The sequence below is a fragment of the Candidatus Dedyshia acidiphila genome (genome assembly GCF_051025295.1).
In the GTDB taxonomy this organism is placed as follows: domain Bacteria; phylum Acidobacteriota; class Terriglobia; order Terriglobales; family Acidobacteriaceae; genus KBS-83.
Genome location: NZ_JBMGJV010000014.1, coordinates 1 through 24904 on the forward strand (window position 1 = coordinate 1; position 24904 = coordinate 24904).

Sequence of the window (24904 nt, forward strand, 5' to 3'; positions counted from 1 at the left end):
CACACCAAGCGATCATCGTTTAGGGCTAGGACTACCAGGGTATCTAATCCTGTTTGCTCCCCTAGCTTTCGTGCATCAGCGTCAGTTGTGGTCCAGTGAGCCGCTTTCGCCACAGGTGTTCCTCCTGGGTCGCCTTCGGCCCGGCGTCACCTTCCCCACACTACCCGGTCGCCTTCGGCCCGGCGTCACCTTCCCCACACTACCCGGTCGCCTTCGGCCCGGCGTCACCTTCCCCGCACTACCCGGCAGTCGCCTAAGCATCAGCTCTAAATGAGCAGTCTTTCTGCTACTGAAGGTGCAGGGAGACACGAAAGATCGTCACACTCTCGGGACATGATCTTCGCGTATTCTCTCCTTGGAAGAGAATACGAAGGTTCATGTCCCTTTCAACTTGGGAGTTCGTAATCGTCGTCGCGTCAGTGATCCTGGAGATCACATTGACGGCACTTCTCCTGCGTAGACGCATTGCAAGCACCTATCCCAGCTTTTTTCTTTATCTGTTCCTCAACCTGATTGAGGACCCCTCATCGATCGCAATCAGGCGCATCTCGCTTGACGTCTACACACAGTATTATTTCGTCATCACGGTACTGGACTACCTCCTGCAACTCCTCATCCTGGGCGAGATTGCGAGAAACGTGTTCCGGCTATTTGATCGAAAACGCCCGTTCAGCTTGCGGCCTATCGCCGTGATTCTGAGCTTTGTGCTGTTGGCCGCAATCGTAGTTACTGGTGCGCTGCAGCACTTCGCGCCTGGAGGTCTCAACGCCGCCTCCATCACTGTCCTCGAGCAGGCGCTCGTGCGCATCTCCCTGATCCTGGCCGTACTCAAGATTCTTTTGTTTCTGTCGCTGGCGGGCTTTGCCCAGGTACTCGGGATCAGCTGGAAGGACCACGTCCTTCAGCTCGCCTCAGGCTTCGCTTTCTTTGCCGCTGTCTCCGTCTACATTCAGTACGCGAATAGTCACGTTACCCATGGCGTGGCCTATCTCAAACATGTAGCAGTGCTTAACGACATCCAGGCAGGAGCGTATCTGCTCACCCTGGCCTTCTGGATCTGGGCGTTTTCCCGAAACGACGCACCGCGCAAAGAATTCACTCCCCAAATGCAGGAAGTTCTGGTAACAATAGCCCAGTCAGCTAAACGTACTCGATTAGCGGTTACCCGGAGCACTGAACGCAGATGACGTACTCAGCCTTTCAGATCCTGCTCGCTGTCTCCCTCCTCGTCGTGGTGGGGCTGTGGCGTCGTCAGCAGACGAAGCGAAAACAGCGCACCTGGGACGAGATCGTGTCCGCTCTACGGGTCAATGACTGGGGCCTCGAAGATGTTTCGGACCGCTATCTTTACCGGGGCGGTATCAATGCGACTCCCACCGACATCTGGGCACGAATCGACGGCGCCCGCGGTCTCTGGGCCATGTACTGCAATGCGCCCCTTCTGCTCCAGCTCGCCGACTACGCAGCCGAACACGGCACAGATCCGGACGAAGCACTGCTCGAGGGCCTGCGTAGTGACGCCTTCCAGATTCGCCTGTGCGTGCTGATGGCCCTGGGCAAGTACGCGCTGTCGCACTCAACAGTCGGTGCTTCGGTCAACGCACATCGCGCAACTGCGATGTACAGCGAGATGCTAGCCCGCCTCACCACCTTGTTCCAGGACAGCGCCGGTCAGCTCTTCCCCAAATACCTCGAAGCGATGTGATTCACTCCGTCGCTGCAGCAAGAGAGCCTGCCCTCGCGGCAGGCTCTCTTGTTCTCAGAGCTCATGGACTAGGCGAGCAGCCGGTCCGCCGCACTGCGCAACTGCTCGTATTCAATGTCACTTAGAGTGAAGGATGTGGCTGGGAAGGTTCCGTCCACCTGGTCGGGACGCCGGGCGCCCACAATGGCCGCCGTGACGGCAGGATGGTGCAGGGTGTACGCAATCGCGACGACACCTGCTTCGACCCCATGCCGCTTCGCAATGGCGCGCAACTCCTCGACGAGTGCGAGGTTTTTCTCAAGCTTGGGCGCCAGGAACTGCGGACTCCGCCGACGCCAGTCGTCCTCTGGCATCGCGTCGATGCGCTCCTTGCTCATGCGCCCGGTCAGCAGGCCCGAGGCCATTGGCGAGTAATTGATCACGCCCACACCATGCTTCTTGCACCAGGGCAGAATCTCCGCCTCCACCTTGCGATTCACGAGTGAGTAGGGCGGCTGCAGCGAGGTGATGGGAGCGATCCTGGCTGCACGTTCCATCTGCGCAACGTTGAAATTCGACACGCCCAGGTAGCGGACCTTGCCCTCCTGCTGCAGGCGAGCCATCGTCTCCCAGCCCTCTTCGATCTCACCTTCGGGGTCAGGCCAGTGGATCTGGTAGAGGTCGATCACATCGACCTTGAGCCGACGGAGCGACGACTCGAGCTCTTCGCGTACGGAGGCGCCTTTCAGACTGCGGTAAATTTTGCGCTCCTTGTCCCAGCGCATCGAGCATTTGGTGAACAGATATGGTTTCTGCGCGGACTGCTCCAGAGCACGCGCGACTACCTCTTCCGAGTGGCCCAGCCCATAGATGGCCGCTGTGTCGATCCAGTTGATGCCCCGCTCAAGCGCGCGCCGGATCGCCGCGACCGACTCGTCGTCTTCCTGGTGACCCCACGCGAACTGCCAGTCACCGCCGCCGATGGCCCATGCGCCGAACCCGATCCGCGTGATCTCCATGTCAGAGTTGCCCAGTTTGCGTGTGGGCAGATGCTGTGTTTTGCCTGCTGCTGTCGTGCTCGATCCGGATGTTGTCGCCATGGCTCGTTCGATGACGGCGGCACGGGATCGGTTTCGGCTTGTGGAACACGTATGTTGATGCTCTGACGTTGCTCTGGCCAGCCGCCGGTGCTTGCGGAAAGCAGGGGCTTCAGCGATACTTGATGGGTTGGGAGTGGTGCGGGTGCCATCGCTATCCGCGTCGCCGCTGGCGTCATCGCCGGCCGGCCTCATCATCCCGAGACATCGTTCAAGGTAGCTGAAAGGAAACATTCCTGTGCTGATGATTCGTTTGGCGCGCTTCGGAGCGCGCAAGCAGCCGTATTACCGCGTTGTGGTGATCGAGAAGGATCGTGCGCGCAATGGCCGTTCGATCGAAGTGGTGGGCACCTACAATCCGCGCACTAATCCGGCGACCGTGCTGCTCAAGAAGGACCGCATTGAGCACTGGACCGGCCACGGCGCCCAGCTTTCCGATCGTGTCGCGAAGCTGCTGAAGAACTACCAGCCCGCCCCGTCCGCAACCATCACCGCATAAGCGCGCGCCGAGCATCATGCCCGGCTGCTTTGCCTGCTGCACATCTCTGCTGGAGTCGGTCTACATCCTATGACCCACGATGAGAAGCTGGACGCCGCCGAAGCTCTGATGACGTCCATCGCTCGCGCCCTGGTGGACGCGCCCGATCAAGTGCTGGTCGAGGCCGTCGAAGGAGATGAGGGCGACGATCTTAACGTGCTGGAAATGCGCGTCGCTCCGGATGATGTGGGCAAGATCATCGGCAAGCAGGGCCGCACCGTCCGCTCCATGCGCACCATCCTCTCGGCGGTCGCGCAGGCGCATCATCTCCGCTATGAGCTGGATGTGGTTGAAGATGAAGACGAGGATGCCGAGGACGAAGATGACCTCGACGAGATCGTCCCGGGTGGCAGTGAATCCTCCACTGCTGGCTGATTCGCGCTTCAATTCCCCGCTCTGCCCGACCTCCGTATGACTATGCCCTCTGCACCTGACGACGCCGACCTCGTCCGCCTTGCTACGCTCGTGCGTCCGCAGGGGCGGCATGGTGAGATCCTTGCCGACATCCTGACCGACTTTCCTGAGCGGTTCGCCGAACGCAAGGACGTGTGGCTCGTCTCTGAGCAGAACTCGCAGCCATCGCGACAAGCGAAACTCGAGCGTGCATGGCCTCATAAGGGCCGCATTGTGCTCAAGTTTGCCGGCGTGGACTCGATCAACGACGCTTCCTTGCTCAATGGCTGGTCCGTGGCCATTCCGCGCGATCAGCGTGCGGCTCTCGATGAGGACGCGGTCTACATCGACGACCTCGTTGGCTGCCGCCTTTTTGACGAGACGACCAGCCTCGACCTGGGCACGGTGCGCGGCGTGGAGCGTGGCGAGGGCGGCGCGGCCGATCTGCTGCTCATCGCTCGCGATGAGCAGCCGGCGAGCAACAAAGATGATCTGCTCGTGCCATTTGCAAAAGCGTATCTGGTCGGGATGGATCTGCAACAGCGCTCATTGCGTATGCGGCTGCCTGCCGGGCTGGCCGATCTGAACGCGCCGCTGACGCCAGAAGAGCGCGAACTGCAGCAACGCGCCCGCGAGGACGCCTGACGCCCGCAATGCTCGCCTCCCTTCGCTTCGATATCATCAGTATCTTTCCAGCATTCTTCGATGGCTTTCTGAGCCACGGCATGGTTCGCCGTGCGGTCGAAACAGGTGCGATCGCCTGCGCGCGTCACGACCTGCGCGACTTCACCACGGATCGCCATCGCACGGTGGACGACCGCCCCTTCGGTGGTGGCGAGGGCATGGTGCTGAAGCCGGAGCCGCTGGCCACGGCCATCGAATCGCTCGGGCTGGTCCCGCGCGAAGAGCGCAGTGCAGCGCGCCAGTCGGTGATCCTGCTCTCCGCACAGGGTACGCGCTTCACGCAGGCCACGGCGCGCGAACTCGCCGGGCTCGACCGCATCGTGCTGCTCTGCGGTCGATACGAAGGTGTGGATGAGCGCATCTCTACGCTCTTCTGCGATCGCGAACTCTCCATCGGCGATTACGTGCTAACCGGCGGCGAGTTGGGCGCGGCGGTGATCGTGGACGCGGTCACGCGGCTGCTGCCGGGCGTGCTCGGCAACGAAGCGTCTTCAGCCTTTGAGAGCTTTGGCCTGCCGGAAGACAGCGCAACGGAGCCTAGCACCGCGCCGCGCTCGACGCACGGGAGCGGCGGCCTGCTCGATTACCCGCACTACACGCGCCCTCCCGAATTTCGCGGCCTCGCAGTGCCGGACGTGCTTGCGGGAGGGGACCATGCGGCGATCCGCCGCTGGCGTCGCGAGCAGGCCCTACTAAAAACGCTGCGCAACCGGCCGGACCTGCTGACCACCGCCGCGCTCAGCCCTGCGGATCGCGCGTTCCTGGCGCAGGCGGAACGCCATCGTCACGGCGACGATTAGGGCTGCCGCGTTTGCGCCCAGTAGCTCTTGCGGGCCGTGATCTCGAGCTTCGTATCCTGCTTCACCTCCACCGCAATCGTGTGCAGACCCGGATGAGGATCTTGCGGGCGAAAGCTCAGGACGTATCGGTTGGGCACGTGATTTGACACCGTCAGCATGGCCTTTTCGAGACTCCTGCGGTCTTTGAAGCTGTAGAACTCTCCACCAGTAAGCGTGGCGACTGTCTGCGGCGCATTGTGGCGCAGCTGGTTCATCGCGACCATGCCAGCGACCTTCGCCAAACGCAGCGGCGGGGCCAGCAGCCCGAGACAGTGGTATGTCTTCTCCAGCTTCTTCTTGTGACGCGAGGGATCCTCGTTGGGATCTGTTGCGAAGCATCCTCCGGGTGGCCCCGGGTCTGGATCGTTGATGATGCGCTTAGCCTCGTCGCCGGCAGCAGACCTGGTCGAACCGAACGCGAAGCTGTAAATGATCGTGTTGGTATCGCTGACCGCGCGCACTGCGTCTTCGAGCGCGGTTTGGCTTCCGTGATCAACCGTCTCGCTGATCAGCAGGATGGCGCGCCGGTACTGCTGCGGCTGATCGTGCAGCTGTTCGACGGCATAGCGCAGCGCGTCGTAGATAGCCGCCCCGCTGTCTCCTGACTTCAGCTCTTTGAGGCCATCGGCTACGCGATCAGTGTCCGGGGTAAAGTCCCGCAACATCCGTGGTTCGCTGTCGAAGCCGATCAGGCTGACACGATGGGCCACGTCGCCGACCAGAGCTTCGACCGTCGTGCCCAGACTGCGGTAGTCATCGAGGTGCCTCGCGCCGGCGCCGCCAACCTGCACCACAACAGCGAGCGCCAGCGGCTCACGGTCAGTGTCGCTTTCAAGCGTGAGCGTCTGGGGCACTCCGTCGTCCGTCAAGACGAAGTCCTGCGCAGTCAGCGTGTAGACGGGCGCACCTGCGCTGTTGCGGACCAGTGCCGGGACGAGGACCAGCGTGGTGCCGGCGCGAAAAACGGGAGCAGCGGGCGCGGGCGGTTCCTGCGCGGGCGCGCTTGCTGCCGCCGTGACCAGCCCGCTGACTGCCAGGACGAGAAAGAACATTACTCTGAGCAAGGGTGTCACGTGCCCATTCCGTCGCAGCGCGCCCAGCAGAACAGACGCGATGCGACGTGTCTCCGTGCAGATCGTCTGCCGTTTGTGTACACTAAACCTTCGAGTCCAACCCAGGAAATTGCTATGTCTATTCATCCAGTGATGCAGCGTCTTGCCGAGAAGCTCCAGCGGACGGACCTTCCCGACTTCGTTCCGGGCGACACAGTTCGCGTGCAGGTCAAGATCAAAGAAGGCGAGAAAGAGCGTCTGCAGGCGTTTGAGGGCATTGTGATTGCCCGGAAGAACGGCCCGCAGGGATCCTTCACCGTGCGTAAGATGAGCTTCGGCCAGGGCGTCGAGCGCATCTTCCCTCTCAACTCCAAGGTCATCGACAAGATCGAGAAGATCCGCTCTGCGCGCGTGCGCCGCGCCAAGCTCTTCTACCTCCGCGGTCTGCGTGGCAAGGCAGCCCGTCTCAAGGAGATCGAGCGCACCTAGCGCTTCGTTTCGGATTCGCAGGGCCCCGGCATATCGCCGGGGCCTTGTTGCGTCTGCCGTCCCATTCACAGCATGCGCCAGTACACTAAAGTCGATGTGCCCTCCCAGGTTGGTGTCGGAGCAGGAGATCGAGCGGCTCGAGGATGACGCCCTCTCTCCGTCCACGCGAAAGATGCGCATGCTGCGCAAGCTCCGCTGTGGGCTGCGCTATGAGCGCGAGGCGCGAGCCGCCGGCGCTGTTCACATCGCGGGTGTGGATGAGGTAGGCCGTGGCGCGCTCTTCGGGCCCGTGGTCGCCGCAGCCGTCATCCTTCCGCCAGAGTGCCGCATCCGCGGCCTGCGCGACTCAAAGCAGCTCGAGGTGGACGACCGCGAGCGCCTCGCTAAGATCGTCGAGCAGCGCGCCATCGCGATCGCAATCGAAGAGGTCGACGCGGAGACGATCGATCGCCTGAACATCTACCACGCTTCGAAGCTGGCCATGCTGCGCGCCGTTGTGCGGCTGACGCCCGCGGCCGATCATCTGCTGATCGATGCTCTGCGACTGGATCTGCAATGTGCACAGACCAGCATCATCTACGGCGACTCCCTCTCGCTTTCCATTGCGGCCGCGTCTGTCGTCGCGAAGGTGTATCGCGACCGACGAATGTGCGAGTACCACGAGCAGTGGCCGCAGTACGGCCTCAATTCGCACAAGGGATACTCGACGCCAGAGCACAAGCGCGCACTCACGCGGCACGGTCCCACGCCGCTGCATCGCTTCAGCTTTCGCCCTGTATCGCTGCGCTCGCTGCCCTGGGATTTGCCCACGGCGCTCGATCCGGAGCTCGCCTGCGCTGCGGCTCCCCTAGCTGAGCCGGTCTTCGAACCCAACATGTTTCGCGAAACGAACCCTGGAGGAGAGCCGATTGGCCTTACGGCTGATGTGCGTCACAGCGCACCCTGACGATGAGAGCGGCGACTTCGGCGGCGCGCTGCGGATGGCGCACCAGCGCGGCGCGGACACACGCGTGCTCTGCCTCACCGAGGGACGTGCAGCATCCCATCGCGGCGACACACGCAGCGATGACGAACTCGCCGCAGCGCGGCTCGCTGAGCTGGATGAGTCGTGCCGCATCCTCGGCGTCACCGGGTACGAGGTCTGGCACTATCCCGACGGCAAGCTGATTGAAGCCAATCTCTTCGAGATCACCACGCGCGTCGTCGAGCGCTTCCGTCAGTTCCGACCACACATCGTGCTTACCTTCGGCGGTGATGGTGGGCCGAACCTGCACCGCGATCACGCCGTCGCCAGCTTTGTCGCAACGGCGGCCTTTCACTGGAGTGGGCGCAGCAACTTCGCGCCCGAGCAGCTTGCATTCGGGCTGCCGATGTGGACGCCGCACAAGCTCTACTACTCGTCCTCGCCATTCACTATCTCGAAGTTCGAAGAGGAAGCAGCGATTGCGCCGCGCACGCCGGTCTCGCTCACGCTTGATGTCGGCGACCTGCTCGCGGTCAAGCAGGCTGCGCTTGCAGCACATGCGACGCAGGGAGTGCTGGACCGTGCCGGTGAGGCACTCGCCAAATACGGCCACGAGGAGCGCTACCTGCTTGCGTCCGCGCGTGACCCGGAACGCTTCGCTGGTGAGACGGACATGTTCGCCGGTATCGACGAACGCGACGGCGAACACGACTAGAGGACACGAGGGCCAGCATGCAGCGGAAACCGACATCACGGAAGCTCGCGATGATCGCTGGCCTCGTGTGCAGTGCGTTCACCTCGATCTTGCTCGCACAGATAGCTGATACAGGCAGTGTGCAGGGGCGCGTCTATTGTGCGGATACGCAACGGCCTGCTCGCTTCGTCCACCTGCGCTTACAGCCGATCGGCGGAAGCGGCGAGCGTGGCGGCCGAGGCGGCTTCGCCAACACAGGCGCGGACGGCTCGTTCCGCATCAGCGGCGTCGCGCCAGGCGAGTATTACGTTGAGGTCAGCATGCCGGGGTACCTCGACCCGCTGCGCGGCCTGCGCGACGGTCCGGAGCTCTCGCCGGCAGTGCGCGACCAGCTCAACGGGCTGGTGACGAGGGTCAGTGTTGCGGCCGGACAATCTGTCACTGCATCCGTCACAATCTTTCGCGGCGGCACAATCGAGGGACGCGTCAGCTACGACGACGGCGGCCCCGCGGCTGGCGTCAGCGTCCAAGCCTTCGACGCCAGCACCTCTTCCACGGGAACTCTGGGTTCAGCCGCGTACGCTACCACCGACGATCGTGGCGAGTTCCGCCTGACCGGCCTGGGAGATGGGACCTATACGTTCTACGCTGCGCCGCGCGCTGTCTTCCCCGTCTACTTCGGCAACACCATCGATCGCGGCCACGCACGCAAGATAGAGATCCACGCGGCGGCGGAGGTGGGCGGCGCCGATATCGAGATTCCGGCAGTGGCCATGCACCGCGTCGCTGGCGTACTGCTTGGCGAGGATGGTCATGCAGTCGCGCACACGCCGCTGCAGATGCGGCTGAGCTCTGGCGAGACGACGTCCATCACGGCCATCTCGGGGACGGATGGCGCCTTCACGTTCCCTGCGGTTCCGGACGGCAGCTTCGTAGTCCAGGCAGCCGGCGGCCAGCAGGCCGTCATTGTAGCCGGCAGCGATCTCACCGACCTGGTCCTCCGGCCAACGACGCACAACTAAGTGATCGAGTGGAAGCTTACGCAGCCGCTGCTGCTCTCCGGCTGCGCGCACGGCGCTGCTCCAGCCAGGTCCACGCTGGACGCGCCAGCAGCAGCAGCGCCAGCAGCAGCGTGAGCGGCAGGGGCGTGAGCACGCCCTTCTTCACGATCCACCAGTAGTGCACAATCCCGAGCCCCGCCGCGACATAAACCACGCGATGCAGCAGCTGCCAGCGTTTACCGAGCCGGCGAATGGAGCCTTTCGTCGATGTGAACGCGAGCGGCAGCAGCAGCAGCCATGCGGCGAAGCCGACCAATATGTATCGCCGCTTCGTGAGATCCCCCACGATGGTGGGGATGTCGAGGTTCGCATAGAGCTTGAGATAAATCACGAGATGCAGGGTGGCATAGACGAACGCATACAGACCGAGCATGCGGCGAAAGCGGATGAGCCACGCCAGCGACTTGCTCAACCTTCGCACCGGCGTGATGGCAAGCGAGAGGATCAGGATGCGCAGCGCCGCGTAGCCCGTGCCATGAGCAAGCGTGGCCGTCGGGTCGGGCCCGAGCAGAGCCGGTAGCTCCGGATGCCGCAGATCGTGAAACGTGTACCACTGCAGCATCAGGAGTGGCGCAAGGCAGGCCAGGTGCACCAGCACCTTGAGCGCGACGATCAGACGGTTCGACATGGGGATCAGTAGTACTTCATCAGGTCCATGCCCTTATACAGCCCCGCCACTTCGTTGCCATAGCCGTTGAAGGGCAGCGTCGGCTGACGCTGCTTGAATAGCGGTGCTCCGATGCGCCGCTCGGTCTTCTGCGTCCAGCGCGGATGATCCTTGCTCGGGTTCACGTTCGAGTAGAAGCCGTACTCGTCGGGCGCGATGCGGTGCCACGTCGTCTCCGGCTGGTCCGCGACGAAGTTGATCTTGACCAGGCTCTTCGCCGACTTGAAGCCGTACTTCCAGGGCACGATCAGCCGCACCGGCGCGCCATCCTGGTTCGGCAGCACGTCACCGTACAGGCCGAAGGTAAGCAGCGTGAGCGGATGCATCGCCTCGTCCATCCGCAGGCCCTCGGCGTAAGGGAAAGGAATGGTGAGCCCCACCTGCTCGAGCTGTGGCATCTGCTTCGGATCAGCGAGCGAGAGGAACTGCACGTACTTTGCGCTGGGCAGCGGGTCGCACTGCTTGATGAACTCCGAGAGCGAGTAGCCGGCCCAAGGGATCACCATGCTCCAGCCCTCGACGCAGCGGAATCGATAGACGCGCTCTTCCATTGGCTTCAGCTTGAGCAGCGTGTCGATATCAAAGGTGCGCTTCTTCTTGACCAGCCCACCGACTTCGACCGTCCACGGCCGCGTGTGCAGCGCACCGGCATTGCGCGCGGGGTCGCTCTTATCCGTGCCGAACTCGTAAAAGTTGTTGTAATGCGTGATGTCCTGGAGCGAAGTCAGCGTTTCGCCTGTGGTCGAGAGCGGACTCTTGACCGTCTGCAGCTTGGTCGCGGCATAGGCGCGCTGTGGATCGGCCAGGTGCGCCAGTCGCTCGGACGCAAGCGCCACGACGCCAGCCGCGGCCAGCCCCTTCATCAACTGACGGCGGTTCAGGTAGTCGGACTTCGGCGTGATCTCGGAGGAAGGGATGGCGGGGGACGTGCGAATCAGCATCGAGTGACTCCAATGACCTGCAGAAGGCTTACAGGCCCTCGTCTATGGGACGCGCTCCGCGCCCTACGGTTACAGTACGTCACCGGGGGCGGCAGCGGATGTGCCGAAGCAGTGTGGACTCAGGTGCTTACCGTCTTACTTCAGAAAAGGCCACGCCGCATCGCGTCGCGCGCGCCACAGGTACACCACCAGACCGGAGACCGTGACTACCAGCGCCGCGAAGATCTCCCGCTGCGCATTGGGCCGCGAGGCAAGCACGAACAGGAATCCGAAGGTGGCCACCACGACCGGCACGGGGTAGAGCCAAATGCGAAATGGTCGCGGCAGGTCGGGTCTTCGCCGGCGCAGCAGCACCACGCCAACCTGCTGCAGCAGAAACTGCAGCACGATGCGCAGCGCGACGAGCGCAGCGATGATCGCCTTCAGGTCGAAAAAGCAGCAGATGGATGCGATGCCGCCCAGCAGCAGCAGCACGCGTCCGGGAAAGCGGCCCACCGGATGAAGGCGCGCGAGCGGAGCGAAGTAGTTGCCCTCTGCCGCCGCCGCCCAGGGCACGCGCGATGCGCCCAGCAGCAGCGAAAAGAGTGAGCCGAACGCCGTCCAGATCACCAGCCACGCGCCGACCCGCGCCCACAACGGCCCGAAGCTGCGCCCCAGCAGCACAGCGACGACGGCGGTGCGGCTCCCGGTGCTCACCGGATTCGTGAACTCCTGCCACGGAATCGCCCCGAGCACGCTGATGTTCATCACCAGGTACACGCAGGCAATGATCAGGATCGAGCCCACAATCGTCCGCGGCAGCGTGCGGCCCGGATCACGCACCTCGCCCGCAAGATAGCTGATGTTGTAGTAGCCCCAGTAGTCGTAGGTCGCGATCAGCATGGCCGCACCAAGTCCGGTGAAGAAGCGATGCGAGAGGTGAAACGCGCCGGGAGGCAGCGTGAACGCGAGCCGCGGATCGAAGTGCCATAGACCCGCAACGATCGTCACCGCCAGCGTGAGCACGACCCCGGCCCACAGCACCCATGCCATCTTCTCGACCGCACGCAGCCGGCGATAGAGCAGCACGACCACCAGCAGTACCACTGCAACGGCGAGAAGGCGGTTTCTATGCACATAGCTGAGCGGGCCCGACTGCGCGAGTCCGCTGGCGAGTGAGGGATAGAGATAGCTCGCATACTGCGCGAGCCCGATTGCACCCGAGGCCATCACGAGCGGCGCGCTCAACGTGAACTGCCACACGTACAGGAACGAAACCAGCCGCCCCGCGCGACCTGGTCCGTAGATCTCGCGCAGGTAGGCATAGGAGCCGCCCGCCTCCGGGAGTGCCGCGGCCAGTTCGGCCCAGACCAGCCCGTCGCACAGTGCCAGCAGCGCGCCCAGCACCCAGCCCAGCATCGCCTGCGGGCCGCCCATCGCAGAGATGACCAGCGGCAGTGTGATGAATGGCCCCACCCCCACCATCTCCAGCATGTTGAGCGCGAGCGCGCTTCCCTGCCCCAGCTCTCGCGGAAGCTCGCGGGGCACTGCGCGGGACTGCTCGTGAGCCGATGGTTCCAGATGCTTAGGCATGGCGAAGTGGCGCTCTCGCGTCCCGCGCCGTCGCGGTCCGCTCACCGAGTGTAGCGGGTGAGTTCTACGCGGCAGCGGAGCCAGTCTCCGCTCTCGCTTTGGCGGGCGCGCACGCAACGGTACACTCTAGGTCCATGCCTGACTGGCGCGCGCCCCTCTCCACTGCTGTCCTCGCAGCTCTGCTTGCAGCCGCGGCCAATGCACAGGCGCCCGCTCCTGCCACACCGAAGGCTCCTGCGCCGCAACGCGAAGCCGTGCCGATCCCGGAGAACCGCGGCGCAGCAGCCCTCTACGAAGATCTGAAGCGCCTCGACACCACGGCCAGCCTGATGATGATCGTCGCGCATCCGGACGACGAAGACGGCGGCATGCTCACTTATGAGAGCCGCGGGCTCGGCGTGCGCACGGCGCTGTTCACGCTGACCCGTGGCGAAGGCGGCCAGAACGCGATGTCTGCCGCCGACTACGACGCGCTCGGTCTCATCCGCACCAACGAGCTGCTGAACGCAGGCGAGTACTACGGGCTGAGCCAGCAGTACTGGGGCACGGTCGCCGACTATGGATTTTCGAAGACGATTGAAGAGGCGCTGGCACAGTGGGGGCACGAGCGCGTGCTCTATGACGCGGTGCGCGCGGTGCGCCTCTATCGCCCGATGGTGGTGTGCTCGGTGTTTGTCGGCGGCGTGACGGATGGGCACGGCCACCATCAGGTCGCGGGCATGCTGGCACAGGAAGTCTTCAAAATGGCTGGCGATCCGAAGGCATTTCCGGATCAGATTGCCGCAGGGCTCAAGCCGTGGCAGCCACTCAAGGTCTACGAGCGTGTGCCCGGCTTCTCGCTTTCACCGCAAGGCATGTTCGACTACGCCACCGGCAAGTACGCGCCTGTGCGCTTTCGCGACTACGTGCATGACAAAACAATCGACGGCGTGCCCGCGACCAATCTCGTGGTTGAAGAAGGCCAGATCGATCCGCTGCTGGGGCAGACCTATCTGCAGATCGCTCGTCGCGGACTGGGCGAGCAGCGCTCGCAGCACGAAGGCCCGAACGTGCCTCTCCCGACCGAGGCATCGAGCGCCTACCACCTGTACGGCTCGCGTGTTCCAGTCCAGCCGAAGGAGACCAGCTTCTTCGACGGCATCGACACGACCCTGCCGGGGCTGGCCGGACGCGCCGGCGCGAAGGCGGCGGACCTCCAACCAGAGCTGCTACAAATCCAGAGCCGGCTCCGCACCGCTCTGGCTGGCTATCGCCCGGATCACCCCGAGGCCACGGCGCCGCTTCTGGCTGAGATCGACCACCGGCTCAGTCGCCTGCTGACCCAGGTGGCCGCCAGCACGCTCGAGGACGAAGCCAAGAGTGCGTTGCGAGCGGAGTTGGAGATCAAGCGCGAGCAGACCAATCGAGCGCTGGCCGATGCGCTGGGGCTTGAGATGAGCGCGTGGATGACGCCGGGCGTTGGACCGAGCGGGCTCGACCTTTACTCGGGTAGCCACGGCGCACTGCCCAGCACGCCGCAATCGACCCCTGAACAAGTCACACCCGGCAGCACGTTCCAAGTGCGCGTGCACACGTTTGCGCCGACGCCGGCCGTAACGCTGCGTTCGGTCGAGCTCACGACACCGGCGAGCGAGCACTGGACGGTAGACCGGCAGACGCTGCACGAAGGCCAGCCCTCGACCGCGAGCGATGCGCTCTTCCGTGTCATGGCTGACCCGAATGCCGCGCCAACGGAGCCTTACTTCACGCGGCCCTCACCGGAGCAGCCTTACTACGACCTGACCGACCCTGCCGACCGCAACCGCTCCTTCGCACCGTATCCCGTCACGGGGGTTGCGACGTTTGACTACCAGGGTGTGTCGCTGCGGCTCGCTCAGGTGGTGCAGACCAAGCGCGACGCACTCGGCTTCGGTGCTGTCTATGCGCCGCTGGTGGTGACGCCCGCGTTGTCGGTATCGCTCGAGCAGCCGTGGCTGATCGTGCCGCTCGCCGAAGCAGCTCACCCGGTCACTATTCCGACGCGCATTCATGCCACCCAGGATGCGGCTGGCAACGTGCACCTCAGCTTGCCCAAGGGCTGGCAGGCAACGCCGCCCAGTGCCGAGTTCCACCTGCATGCGGGCGAGGATGCAACGTTCGGCTTTGTCGTCTCCGCTCCGGCGCTGAAGGCGGAGAGCTATCCCGTATCGGCCACAGCAGAGACCGGTAATAAACGCTACACCAGCGGTTACGAAACTGCTGGATACGGCGCGCTCATTCCATACAACCTCTACCGCCCGGCAGAGGCGCATGTGCGCGGTGTGGATGTCACCGTCCCCGCACAGTTGAAGACTCGCCCCATCGGCTACGTCATGGGCACCGGAGACATGCTGCCAACAGCGATCGGGCAACTTGGGCTGCATGCGGACCTGCTCACCGCTGCCGACCTGCTGTCGGGTGATCTGCAGCGCTACCGCACCATCGTCATCGGCATTCGCGCGTATGCGGCGCGGCCGGAGTTGCCACTCGCGAATGCACGTCTCTTGGCCTGGGTGCATGCAGGCGGCACGCTGATCGTTACCTACCAGGGGCCTGAGTTCGATCACGACTACGCGCCCTACCCTCTGCACCTGAGTGCACAGGGCATTCCCGAGCGAGTCGTCGATGAGCACGCACCCGTCGTCCTGCTGCTTCCAGACGATCCGCTACTCAGCACGCCAAATCGCATCACCGAAGCCGATTTCGATGGCTGGGCCGAGGAGCGCGGTCACTCCTTCATGTCCTCTTGGGCGCCGGAGTACGCAGCGCCTACTGAGACGCACGATCCAGGGCAGGATCCGCAGCACGGTGGTCTGCTGCATGCGAAGTACGGCGCAGGTGAGTACATCTACGTCGCGTATGCGCTGCACCGGCAGACGCCGGCGGGTGTCCCCGGAGCCTATCGGATTCTTGCCAACCTGCTGAGCGCCGGTACACCTAAGTAGCTCAGACCAGAATCGTGCCACTCTGGCACCTCGTGTGTCTTTCACACGATCGCAAGCCGACTATTTAACCCGAATTCTTCAAACGTTTACAGAACACTGTCACGCTACCTATGCATCCCTTGTGCCCGCTCACATAGAAAACGCGCTGCCCTCTCCAGAGGCAGCGCGTGCCGGGGGTGAACTTTGGGAGAGAGGCCGAATGAATACACATTTGAAAGCAGTGGCAACCTGTGTGCTGATGTCCGCCATGGCTGCCGCGCATGCGCAGACCACGACCGGTGGCAGCACAGGAACTACGAAGAAGAAGACCGTCCACCACGCGACCCGGGCGAAGAAGCCGACCGTGGAGACGCAGATCCAGCAGCTCCGGCAGGACATGGAGACGCAGATCAATCAGCTGAAACAGCAGCTGAATGACAGCAATACAGCGCTGCAGTCCGCCCAGCAGCAGGCCGCGGCAGCGAACGCCGCCGCAGCGCAGGCGCAGCAGGCCTCCCAGCAGCAGCAACAGGCGACCGCCGAGAACACCACAGCCGTCTCCAGCCTGCAGGGCGCGGTCAATGACCTGAAGACGAACAGCACCTCGCTGGCTTCGAACATTCAGGAGACGCAGACCACCATTCTCAAGAAGGTCGACAGCCCGGACGCGCTGCACTTCAAGGGCGTGACGCTCTCCCCGACGGGCTCCTTCCTGGCGGCGGAAACAGTGTGGCGGCAGAAGGGCATCGGTTCGGACATCAACACTCCGTTCAACTCGACGCCACTCAACCATGCGCCAAACGGTCAGCTCAGCGAGTTCTTCGGCTCCGGCCGCCAGTCGCGTGTGGCCCTGCTTGCCGAAGGCAAAATCAGCTCCGTCACGATGCGCGGCTACTACGAGGCAGACTGGCTCAGCGCAGGCGTCACGTCGAACAACAACCAGAGCAACAGCTACACCATGCGTCAGCGCCAGGTGTGGGCGCAGGCAGCACTGCACAACGGCCTGACCTTCACCGGCGGTCAACAGTGGAGCCTGGTCACCGAGACCAAGAAGGGCGTCGACAACCGGACAGAAGCACTGCCCCAGACCATCGACGCGCAGTACAACGTCGGCTTCAACTGGGAGCGCCAGTACGGCTTCCGCGTCAGCAAGAGCTTCCACGACAAGTTCTGGCTGGCGGCATCGGCTGAGAACCCGCAGACACTCAACCTGGGCGGCCGCAACACCCCGAACAACATCCTGGTCGGTCAGGCCGGTACCGGTGGCGGTCTCTACAACTCCACCGCGAACTACTCATACAACCTGGCACCGGACATGATCGCGAAGGTCGTGGCTGAGCCCGGCTGGGGCCACTACGAAGTCTGGGGCGTTGCGCGCTTCTTCCGCAATCGCGTCTACCCGAACGCGGTCTACACCACGACCGGTGGCGTGACCACGGCGAGCGGCAGCGCGATCGGCGCCTACAACGACTCAACAGTGGGTGGCGCCATCGGCGGCTCGCTGCGTGTCCCGACCCTTCACAAGCACCTTGACCTCGGCATCAAGGGTGCATGGGGTGACGGCGCAAACCGGTACAACAACTCCGGTCTGCCCGACGCCACTCTGCGCCCGAACGGTCAGCTGGCTCTGATCCACGGCTACTCCGGCCTGGCCACGGTTGAATATCACGCCACGCCGCGCCTCGATGTCTACGGCAACTACGGCACGGACGGCACGCTGCGTCGCTACTTCGTCGGCGCAAAGGGTGCGCAGACCGGGTACGGCGTCTACACCGAAAATCATGCGGGTTGCGCGACCGAGCCGGTTCCGCCGGTTGGCGGTGCGGGCTTCGTTCCGGGCTCGCAGAGCAACTGCACCACGGACACCCGTGACCTGCAGGAGCTCTCGATCGGCTACTGGTATGACTTCTACAAGGGCCCGGCGGGCCGCCTGCGTCAGGGCGTCCAGTACTCGTACCTGACCAAGCAGATCTGGTCGGGACTCGGAGCCACGCCGAACTCGGACAACAACATGTTCTTCACGTCGTTCCGCTACTACCTGCCGTAAACACCACGCAGCGCACCCAGGGCACCCGGCGACGGGTGCCCGCGCTGTTTGCGGCGTCGAACTGCACGAAAACCCTGTGGTACCGTGGTGTCAGCAGCAGAGCGATCCTGTGAGCTCGTAGCTCAGTTGGTAGAGCAACGCACTTTTAATGCGTGGGTCCTGGGTTCGAGTCCCAGCGAGCTCACCACCGATCCTCGCCGCTCTCCTTAGCATGTCCCTTGCCTCCCACCGACTGGTCGATGCCGTCTCCCTTGCTCATTTGCAGGACGCATGCACCGCTCGGTGGCACGAGGCCGGCGACCCCAGCCTCGCCTCTCCGCCTCTGCAGGAGCTTGCCGCACTGTTCGAGACGCAGCACGCGGCCAATTACCTGCTGTGGCATGTCGAGGATGAGGCGCGTCGCCCGGGGGCGAGCGATCACGACGTTGCGGCAGTCAAGCGAGAGATCGATCGCGTGAATCAAAGCCGCAATGACCTGACCGAGCATATCGACACCCTGCTGCTCTCGGCACTCGGGGCCACAGACCAACACCAGCGGCAGCGCGGCGAGCAACACTCGGAGACTCCCGGTATGATTGCAGACCGGCTCTCGATCTTGTCGCTGCGACTGTTTCACACTCGGGAAGAGCTGGCTCGGCCCGATGCGAGCGCAGCGCACCGCGAGCGCAACCAGGGCCGGCTTGCCGTGCTCGACCAGCAGCGCAGTGACCTGGTGCATTGCCTTGATCGGCTATGGCAGCAGGTATGTGCTGGAGAACGCTTCTTCAAGCAGTACCGGCAGTTGAAGATGTACAACGACCCGGAGTTGAATCCGGCCATCTACCGGTTGCGCGCTCAGAACACGCAGCGTTGATCGCGAAGCTCCACCTTACGGACGGTTGACGAACCGGGGGGGCAAACGTGTACAACCACTGCACAGTAAGCGATGCGTCAACCCCCGCTTGACCGCAAACCAGGGCAACTTCAGAAAGAGCGAGCATGGCGAGCACAGGCAGTTCCAAACCGCGCACCCCGAAGACCCTTCACGGCAAGGTGCGCACGATGACGGATCCGGCACAGCAGAGAACCATGCAGGAATATGAAGCAGCCTTGAAGGCGATGCAGGAAGGCAAGTACGACAAGGCGCGCGATGGCTTTCGCAAGCTGAGCGAACAGGCCAGCCCGGAGGTCGCCGAACGTGCGCGCGTCTATCTGGAAGCCTGCGAGCGCCAGGTGAAGAAGAATACGCGCAGCTTCTCCGGTCCGGAGGAGCAGTACGACTACGCGATCTCCCTGCTGAACACAGGTCTGTACGATGAGGCACGCGACCAGTTAGAGGAGATCCTCGGCCGCGAGCCACATGCGGACTACGCCCTTTACGGCCTCGCCATTCTCGAAAGCATGACCGGGCAGACGGAGCAGTGCCTCGAGCACCTGGCTCAGGCCATCGGCATCAACGGGCAGAATCGCATCCACGCCCGCGTTGACTCCGACTTCCAGGACATGGCCGACGATCCGCGGTTCACCGAGCTGCTGTATCCGGAAGTGCAGTAGTGCGGGCCTGCCCACTCTCATACTGCTCCTGAGAGGTACCGCCGCATGCCCGTGACTCGCAAAGACGCGCCTCCTCGGCGGGTGACTGCTCCGACCGGAGTGCCCGGCGCACAGGAGCACCACTCGTCCCTGCGCGTTGTGGCCATCGGCGGCGGGACCGGCTTGTCCACCCTGCTGCGCGGCCTGCGACACTACGCCCCGTCGCCACAGAGCGCCGAGCGGGACGTCAGAACGGCGCCCGCTGCCTCGGCGGCAGTCCCCAGCCTCATCAGCGATCTTGCCGCCGTCGTGACGGTCACGGATGACGGTGGTTCGAGCGGCCGCCTGCGCCGCCACTTCAAAATGCTGCCCCCGGGCGATCTGCGTAACTGCATGGTCGCGCTGGCCGATGACGAAGCGCTGCTATCGCGACTCTTCCGGCATCGCTTCTCGTCGTCGTCACCGACCAGTTCGGACGCCGACAATACCGGCAGCCTCGACGGGCACAGCTTCGGCAACCTGTTCGTCGCCGCCCTGGTTGAGATCACCGGCGACTTCGCCCAGGCCATCAAACTCTCTTCGCAGGTCCTGGCGACGCGCGGGCACATCTATCCCGCCACGACCGAAAACGTCACGATCTCCGCACGCATGGACGACGGCTCCGTGGTCGAAGGCGAGACGAACATCACCGCGAGCAAGCATCGCATCTGCGAGCTGTCGCTCCACCCCGCAGGCGCTGAGCCGCTGCCCGAGACGCTCGAGTCGATTGCCCGCGCCGACTTGATCACCCTCGGCCCCGGCTCGCTCTACACCAGCCTGATCACGAATCTTCTGGTCAAAGGCATTCCACAGGCGCTGGCCTCCGCCCGCGGGCTGCGCGTCTACGTCTGCAACCTGATGACGCAGTCCAACGAGAGCCTGGGGCTGACCGCGTCGCAGCACATCGAGAAGATCTATGAGCACGCCGGGCAGGCTGTCTTCGACTACGCGCTGGTGAACACTGCGCCGGTCAGCGACACGCTGCTGCGCAACTACGCGCGGGAAGGCGCGGTGCCCATCGTGCCGGACGTCGAGCGCATGGAAGCGCTCGGGGTCAAAGTCGTGACGGGAAACTTCGCCGCGGAAGGCGACACACTGCGCCACAACGCGGATCGCGTTGCCGAAACCCTGCTGCACCTGGGCCTTGGCGTGGAACAGCAAGCTGCGCGTACGCAGAGCGCCTGATCCCGCTCGCTCACTCCGCCCTAAACGACGCTACTTGCAGACGAACGAGGCTGCGCTGCGGGCGCTTCCCTTGCCCGTGTACTGTGCCTGCTGCGGGTAAGGACACGCCGGTCGCGTCATGCGCACGCCCGATGCCGGATCGAACGACTTCGCGTACTTGGTCGCGACGATCGCATCGGGCGCATGGCCCTCTTCCACCCACTCTTCGACTGCGCGGAACGCATTGTCCTTGGCCGTTGACTTGGGCCCGAGCAGTCCGAACTGGCCGATGCTGTCCGGCCCCGGTCCCTCGGCGCAGTGCTTCACACCGGGCAACATGTAAAGCCGCGTAAAGCTTGCTGCCGTGTCCGCGCCCATGTCCTTCTGCACGCCCTCGTAGTAGCGGATCGTGTAGAGCGGGCTGATCGCCGCATCCGCCCAGCCGTGATACAGGATCAACTTGCCGCCGCGATCGCGAAAGGCCTTCAGGTCGGTGCTGCGCGCGTCGAGCGTCGCTCCGGTCTTCTCCCGCGCCGCCTTCATCGCCGGCTCGGCTTCGAAGGTGTGCAGGTCCCACTTGCGGTCGCCGTAGACCATGTTGCTGAAGAAGCCCGTCGCGAAACCGACGCCCGCAGACTTCGCCGGGGCCGTTCCGGTGATCCAGCTCGGCCAGCCGTTGGGGTCCTGCTCTGCGCCGGTAGCAAGCACACCGGGAAGAGCCTCGCCGCTTACCGTGTGAGCGCTGTAGAGCGCGCCCAGTGCCTTCTCTTGCGCTGCGGTCAGGCAGCGCTGTCCGCCGCCTGCGCTGCACGCAATCGTGGCGGGGTCGAAGTGGCAGGCGCGCGGATCGGTCACCAGGCCATCGCGCAGACCGTCGCCCTGATCGCAGGCCGCCAGCACTGCATGAGAGATGGTCGCGACCTTCGCCGCCGGAATGTAGTTCGCCGGGCTCTCGAGCAGCGCCTTCATCGCGATGCCACCCGACACCATCAGGTCAGTCCAGGCATACGCCGGTGCGCCGGCCACAATGCCGTCGTAATCCGCGGGAAAGCGCTGTGCCTCCATCAGAGCTTCACGTCCGCCGTCCGAGCACGCAGCGAAGTAGTTGTGGCGTGCCGGGTAGCCGTAGAACGCCGCCACGACCGCCTTGGCCTGCACCGTCATCTGGTGAATGCCCCGCCAGCCAAAGTCGACCACCTTCTGCGGGTGGCCGAGCGCCCAGCTCGCGTCCAGTCCATCGCCCTGGTGCCCAGTGTCGGTCGCCGTCGCAGCGAAGCCGTTCAGGACCGACGCAGCAAGCTGCCGGTCGTCGATCTCGCCCGCGAAGCCACCATTGCCGATACCCTGCAGCCGCTTGTTCCAGCCCTCTGCGGGCAGCCAGACCTCGATGCGAATGCTGGAGTCGGGCGACGGCGCTGCGTGCACGATCACGCGGCAGAATGCCGGCGTATGGTTGAACAGCGTCGCAAGAGGGTCCGCTTTGCCATCCTTCGCCGCGGGCCGGCTGAACGTTCCGGCGGCCACCGTCTCCGCCGAGACGACGCGCGCCTGATGCAGCGGCAGGTGCTGCAGGCGTGAGCACGCATCCGCCGCACTGGACTGTGCCCGGGCAGACGTGGCCGGAGCAGACATGGTCGGTGCGGACTGTGCTCGCGCGGATTGCGCCAGCGCGGGCGAGACAACCGTGGCAGTAGCGACCAGAGACAACAGCGCGGGCAGGAGCGACGACGAGTGACGCATGCAGTGCCACTCTATCCCAGGACGCAACTGCTCTGGTCTGACGCAACCGGAAAAGCACTCAGTCGGCGTTGCTCTCTGTCGTCTTCTTCAATTGTCCGCAGGCCGCGTAAATATCGCGCCCGCGCGGGCGGCGGATGAACGCAGGAACGCCACGCGCGATCAGCCGCTCCTGGAACGCGGCGACGTCCTTCGCTGCGGGCTCCTGGTACGGAATGCCCGGCCCTGGGTTCCAGACGATCAGGTTCACCTTCACTGGGAAGCCGGCTCGACGGGCGAGCACGACCACTTCGTCTGCATGCACCAGCGAATCGTTGACGCCGCCGAGCAGCACGTACTCGAACGTGATCTTCTCGCGCGGGGCAAGCGGCAAAGCGCGCGCTGACTCGAGCACTGCTTCGATCGGCCACTTCCGCGTGATCGGCATGATCGACTCGCGCACAACATCGTTCGAGGCATTCAGCGAGATCGCCAGCCGCGGACGCACCGTCTCTCCCGCAAAGCGCACAATGCCGGGCACGATCCCTGATGTCGAAACGGTCATGCGCGATGCCGCGATGCCCACTTCTTCCACCAGCAGGCGCACGGCATCCATGAACGCGTCGTAGTTCAGGAAGGGCTCGCCCATGCCCATGAAGACCAGGTTGATGCGGTCGCGGCCGAGTTCCACCTGCTGGCGGCGAAGAACGGCGACAACCTGCCCGGCGATCTCGCCCGAGGTCAGGTTGCGCTCGATGCCGAGCTTCGCCGTCAGGCAGAACTGGCAATTCACAGCGCAGCCGATCTGCGAAGACACGCAAATCGTCGCGCGGCGTCGCGCCGGCTCTTCGCCGTCGCTGTCTTCCGCACCGTCGCCCTCAGGCATCCAGACCGTCTCCGCCGTCTGGCCGCCGCTCACCCCGATCAGGTAGCGCTCGGTCCCGTCGGATGACTGAAACGCCGCGGCGATCGAAGGCAGCCCGACTCCGTACCCCGCATCCGTGAGACGACGGCGCAGCGCTGCCGGAAAGGTGGTGATCTCGTCCAGCGAGACAGCCCAGTCCCGGTAGAGCGCCTGGGCAAGCTGGCGCGCGCGAAACGGGGGCTCCCCGAGCTCGGCCATGAGCGAGCTAAGTTGCTGAAGGGATTGGCCGAACAGTGACAGCGACGGAGATTGCACCGGGGACGGTGCAGCGCTTTGGATCGAAACCGCCGCAGCGGAGTCTAAAATGGTGAAGTCTTCCTTCTCTGGCACGGTAGGCAGCCCCAGCGGCTGCTTCGACGGCATCACAACGAGCGCTCCGATTCTGGCCTCAGGATAGCACCGGCGTTCGGCTCTGCTATCACCTCCGCCGCGTCACGGAAGGCACGGAAACGACAAGATATGGCAAACGAACGCAGTGTGGAACGAACGGTTCTCCCCAACGGGTTAACGATTCTGACCGAGCGCATGGAGCATGTGCGCTCGGTAGCAATGGGCGTGTGGATCCGCGCCGGCTCGCGACACGAGGTCGCGGAGCTGAATGGGATCTCTCACTTTGTCGAACACATGGTCTTCAAGGGCACGGAGACACGCTCTGCGCAGCGCATAGCGCGCGAGGTCGACGCGATCGGCGGCAATCTGGATGCGTTCACCGGCAAGGAGACCATCTGCTTCAACATCAAAGTGCTCGATGAGCATGTGCCGACGGCGCTCGACGTGTTGAGCGACCTGGTGCTGCATCCCGTCTTCGCCGAGCAGGACATCCTGCGCGAGCGTGGCGTGATCCTCGAAGAGATCAAGATGGACGAGGACAACCCCGACTACCTGGTGCACGAGATCTTCACCCAGAACTTCTGGAAGGGGCACCCGCTGGGCAAGCCCATCCTCGGCACCAAGGAGACGGTCGGCCGGCTCGAGCAGGCCAAGCTGTTCGGCTATTACGGCGACCGCTTCCGCGGCGGCAACGTCGTCTTTACCGCGGCCGGCAATCTGGACCATCAGAGCTTCGTGGACGAAGTGCGCCGGCGTTTTGAAGCGATGCCAGCAGGCATGCCGCAGGACACGAGCGTTCCGCCGACCACGACGGCGCGCATCATCCTGCGCAACAAAAAGTCGCTCGAGCAGGTACAGCTCTGCATGGGCGTGCCCTCGCTGCCCATCTCGAGCGATCGCCGCTACTGCGCGCTGCTGCTGAACACGGTGCTGGGCGGCGGCATGAGCTCGCGTCTGTTCCAAACCGTGCGTGAAGAGCGTGGCCTCGCCTACTCGATCTACAGCGACCTGAGCCCGTTCAAGGACACCGGCATGCTGTGCGTGTACGCCGGCACGTCGTCGAGCAAGGCCGTCCAGATGATCCAGTTGATCACCGACGAGTTCCGCCGCCTCAAAGACGAGCCCGTCGCCGCCGACGAGCTGCGGCGCACCAAGGACCAGCTCCTGGGTAACATCATCCTCAGCATGGAGAGCACCGGCGCACGCATGTCCAACCTGGCGCGGCAGGAGATGTACTTCGAGCATTTCTTCGGCATCGACGAAGTGATGCAGCGGGTCGAATCCGTTACCGCAGAGCAGGTGCAGGAGCTGGCGAAGGAGCTGTTTTCGCCGGAGCGTATCGCGGTCACCATGCTCGGCCGGCTGGACGGCATCAAGGTCGGTCGCGGCGACCTCGACTGCTAAGAAGCAGGGGGAGCAGGACGAGACAGGTCAGGGCATCGTCTTCCGGGCCGCCGGTCTCCCCTGCCGTCATTCTGTAGTCCTGCCCGGTAGGGAGGATCTGCAGTCCCCCGTAGCGGGTAGGACTGCCAGGTCCTTCGCTTCGCTCGGAGA

The 24904-nt window shown here is 64.0% G+C and carries 23 protein-coding genes, 1 tRNA gene and 1 rRNA gene; 17 read left to right on the forward strand and 8 right to left on the reverse strand.

What is annotated here, in order from left to right; all coding sequences use genetic code 11:
* Positions 1-181, reverse strand: a 16S ribosomal RNA gene (locus tag AC5IJH_RS07745); the annotation flags it as partial.
* Positions 182-377: 196 nt separating this feature from the next.
* Between AC5IJH_RS07745 and AC5IJH_RS07750 the strand changes: the two genes are divergently transcribed.
* Both AC5IJH_RS07750 and AC5IJH_RS07755 read left to right on the forward strand, forming a co-directional pair.
* Positions 378-1187 (forward strand): hypothetical protein, encoded by an 810-nt coding sequence (locus AC5IJH_RS07750; protein ID WP_491902240.1) that lies wholly within the window; start codon positions 378-380, stop codon positions 1185-1187.
* Complete coding sequence (locus AC5IJH_RS07755; protein WP_491902241.1) at positions 1184-1705, forward strand: hypothetical protein; 522 nt, start codon at positions 1184-1186, stop codon at positions 1703-1705. Before AC5IJH_RS07750 ends, AC5IJH_RS07755 begins: the two co-directional genes overlap by 4 nt.
* Positions 1706-1773: 68 nt before the next feature.
* Here the strand turns inward: AC5IJH_RS07755 and AC5IJH_RS07760 are convergent, their stop codons facing one another.
* Positions 1774-2784, reverse strand: coding sequence for an aldo/keto reductase (locus tag AC5IJH_RS07760; protein ID WP_491902242.1), 1011 nt, complete (start codon positions 2782-2784; stop codon positions 1774-1776).
* Positions 2785-3025: 241 nt separating this feature from the next.
* Here AC5IJH_RS07760 and rpsP point away from each other — a divergent pair, with 241 nt between their 5' ends.
* The 4 genes from rpsP (at position 3026) to trmD (ending at position 5196) form a co-directional block, all read left to right on the forward strand.
* Positions 3026-3280 carry a 30S ribosomal protein S16 gene (rpsP, locus tag AC5IJH_RS07765; protein ID WP_491902243.1) on the forward strand — a complete coding sequence of 85 codons (255 nt, stop codon included), beginning with the start codon at positions 3026-3028 and terminating at the stop codon, positions 3278-3280.
* Positions 3281-3349: 69 nt separating this feature from the next.
* Positions 3350-3694, forward strand: a complete 345-nt coding sequence (locus tag AC5IJH_RS07770; RefSeq protein ID WP_491902244.1) for a KH domain-containing protein — start codon at positions 3350-3352, stop codon at positions 3692-3694.
* 42 nt (positions 3695-3736) lie between these two features.
* The gene (gene rimM, locus AC5IJH_RS07775; protein WP_491902245.1) at positions 3737-4357 is read left to right on the forward strand and encodes a ribosome maturation factor RimM; all 621 of its coding nucleotides are present in this window, start codon (positions 3737-3739) and stop codon (positions 4355-4357) included.
* An 8-nt stretch (positions 4358-4365) separates the two neighbouring features.
* Entirely contained in the window at positions 4366-5196 is an 831-nt protein-coding gene (trmD, locus tag AC5IJH_RS07780; RefSeq protein WP_491902246.1) for a tRNA (guanosine(37)-N1)-methyltransferase TrmD, read from the forward strand.
* Here trmD and AC5IJH_RS07785 read toward each other — a convergent pair.
* Positions 5193-6287, reverse strand: coding sequence for a VWA domain-containing protein (locus AC5IJH_RS07785; protein WP_491902247.1), 1095 nt, complete (start codon positions 6285-6287; stop codon positions 5193-5195). The two genes, trmD and AC5IJH_RS07785, sit on opposite strands and share 4 nt — an antisense overlap.
* Before the next feature lie 135 nt (positions 6288-6422).
* Here AC5IJH_RS07785 and rplS point away from each other — a divergent pair, with 135 nt between their 5' ends.
* The 4 genes from rplS (at position 6423) to AC5IJH_RS07805 (ending at position 9456) form a co-directional block, all read left to right on the forward strand.
* Positions 6423-6776, forward strand: a complete 354-nt coding sequence (gene rplS, locus AC5IJH_RS07790) for a 50S ribosomal protein L19 (protein ID WP_491902248.1) — start codon at positions 6423-6425, stop codon at positions 6774-6776.
* Between the two features lie 94 nt (positions 6777-6870).
* Positions 6871-7722 (forward strand): ribonuclease HII, encoded by an 852-nt coding sequence (rnhB, locus tag AC5IJH_RS07795; protein ID WP_491902249.1) that lies wholly within the window; start codon positions 6871-6873, stop codon positions 7720-7722.
* Entirely contained in the window at positions 7685-8455 is a 771-nt protein-coding gene (locus AC5IJH_RS07800; protein ID WP_491902250.1) for a PIG-L deacetylase family protein, read from the forward strand. Before rnhB ends, AC5IJH_RS07800 begins: the two co-directional genes overlap by 38 nt.
* Positions 8456-8505: 50 nt before the next feature.
* A complete protein-coding gene (locus tag AC5IJH_RS07805) occupies positions 8506-9456 on the forward strand; it encodes an MSCRAMM family protein (protein WP_491902251.1) in 951 nt (316 codons plus the stop codon).
* Between the two features lie 16 nt (positions 9457-9472).
* Here the strand turns inward: AC5IJH_RS07805 and msrQ are convergent, their stop codons facing one another.
* From msrQ to AC5IJH_RS07820, 3 genes are all read right to left on the reverse strand, one after another.
* The gene (msrQ, locus tag AC5IJH_RS07810; RefSeq protein WP_491902252.1) at positions 9473-10123 is read right to left on the reverse strand and encodes a protein-methionine-sulfoxide reductase heme-binding subunit MsrQ; all 651 of its coding nucleotides are present in this window, start codon (positions 10121-10123) and stop codon (positions 9473-9475) included.
* A gap of 5 nt (positions 10124-10128) precedes the next feature.
* Positions 10129-11103, reverse strand: coding sequence for a protein-methionine-sulfoxide reductase catalytic subunit MsrP (gene msrP / locus AC5IJH_RS07815; RefSeq protein WP_491902253.1), 975 nt, complete (start codon positions 11101-11103; stop codon positions 10129-10131).
* Positions 11104-11238: 135 nt separating this feature from the next.
* A complete protein-coding gene (locus AC5IJH_RS07820) occupies positions 11239-12675 on the reverse strand; it encodes an APC family permease (RefSeq protein WP_491902254.1) in 1437 nt (478 codons plus the stop codon).
* A gap of 134 nt (positions 12676-12809) precedes the next feature.
* Between AC5IJH_RS07820 and AC5IJH_RS07825 the strand changes: the two genes are divergently transcribed.
* The 6 genes from AC5IJH_RS07825 (at position 12810) to AC5IJH_RS07850 (ending at position 20400) form a co-directional block, all read left to right on the forward strand.
* Positions 12810-15638, forward strand: a complete 2829-nt coding sequence (locus AC5IJH_RS07825; RefSeq protein WP_491902255.1) for a PIG-L family deacetylase — start codon at positions 12810-12812, stop codon at positions 15636-15638.
* A gap of 199 nt (positions 15639-15837) precedes the next feature.
* The gene (locus AC5IJH_RS07830) at positions 15838-17664 is read left to right on the forward strand and encodes a hypothetical protein (RefSeq protein WP_491902256.1); all 1827 of its coding nucleotides are present in this window, start codon (positions 15838-15840) and stop codon (positions 17662-17664) included.
* A gap of 111 nt (positions 17665-17775) precedes the next feature.
* Positions 17776-17851 (forward strand) — tRNA-Lys (locus tag AC5IJH_RS07835).
* Between the two features lie 24 nt (positions 17852-17875).
* Positions 17876-18517: a DUF4254 domain-containing protein gene (locus AC5IJH_RS07840; protein WP_491902257.1), complete on the forward strand. Its 642-nt coding sequence runs from the start codon at positions 17876-17878 to the stop codon at positions 18515-18517.
* A gap of 125 nt (positions 18518-18642) precedes the next feature.
* Positions 18643-19197, forward strand: coding sequence for a tetratricopeptide repeat protein (locus AC5IJH_RS07845; protein ID WP_491902258.1), 555 nt, complete (start codon positions 18643-18645; stop codon positions 19195-19197).
* Between the two features lie 45 nt (positions 19198-19242).
* Complete coding sequence (locus AC5IJH_RS07850) at positions 19243-20400, forward strand: gluconeogenesis factor YvcK family protein (RefSeq protein ID WP_491902259.1); 1158 nt, start codon at positions 19243-19245, stop codon at positions 20398-20400.
* A gap of 30 nt (positions 20401-20430) precedes the next feature.
* On the opposite strand, the gene AC5IJH_RS07855 is transcribed toward AC5IJH_RS07850, so the two are convergent.
* Positions 20431-22119 carry a tannase/feruloyl esterase family alpha/beta hydrolase gene (locus AC5IJH_RS07855; protein WP_491902260.1) on the reverse strand — a complete coding sequence of 563 codons (1689 nt, stop codon included), beginning with the start codon at positions 22117-22119 and terminating at the stop codon, positions 20431-20433.
* A gap of 58 nt (positions 22120-22177) precedes the next feature.
* Positions 22178-23383, reverse strand: a complete 1206-nt coding sequence (rlmN, locus tag AC5IJH_RS07860; RefSeq protein ID WP_491902261.1) for a dual-specificity RNA methyltransferase RlmN — start codon at positions 23381-23383, stop codon at positions 22178-22180.
* A 96-nt stretch (positions 23384-23479) separates the two neighbouring features.
* Here rlmN and AC5IJH_RS07865 point away from each other — a divergent pair, with 96 nt between their 5' ends.
* Positions 23480-24754, forward strand: a complete 1275-nt coding sequence (locus AC5IJH_RS07865) for a M16 family metallopeptidase (protein WP_491902262.1) — start codon at positions 23480-23482, stop codon at positions 24752-24754.
* The last annotated feature ends 150 nt before the right edge of the window (positions 24755-24904 follow it).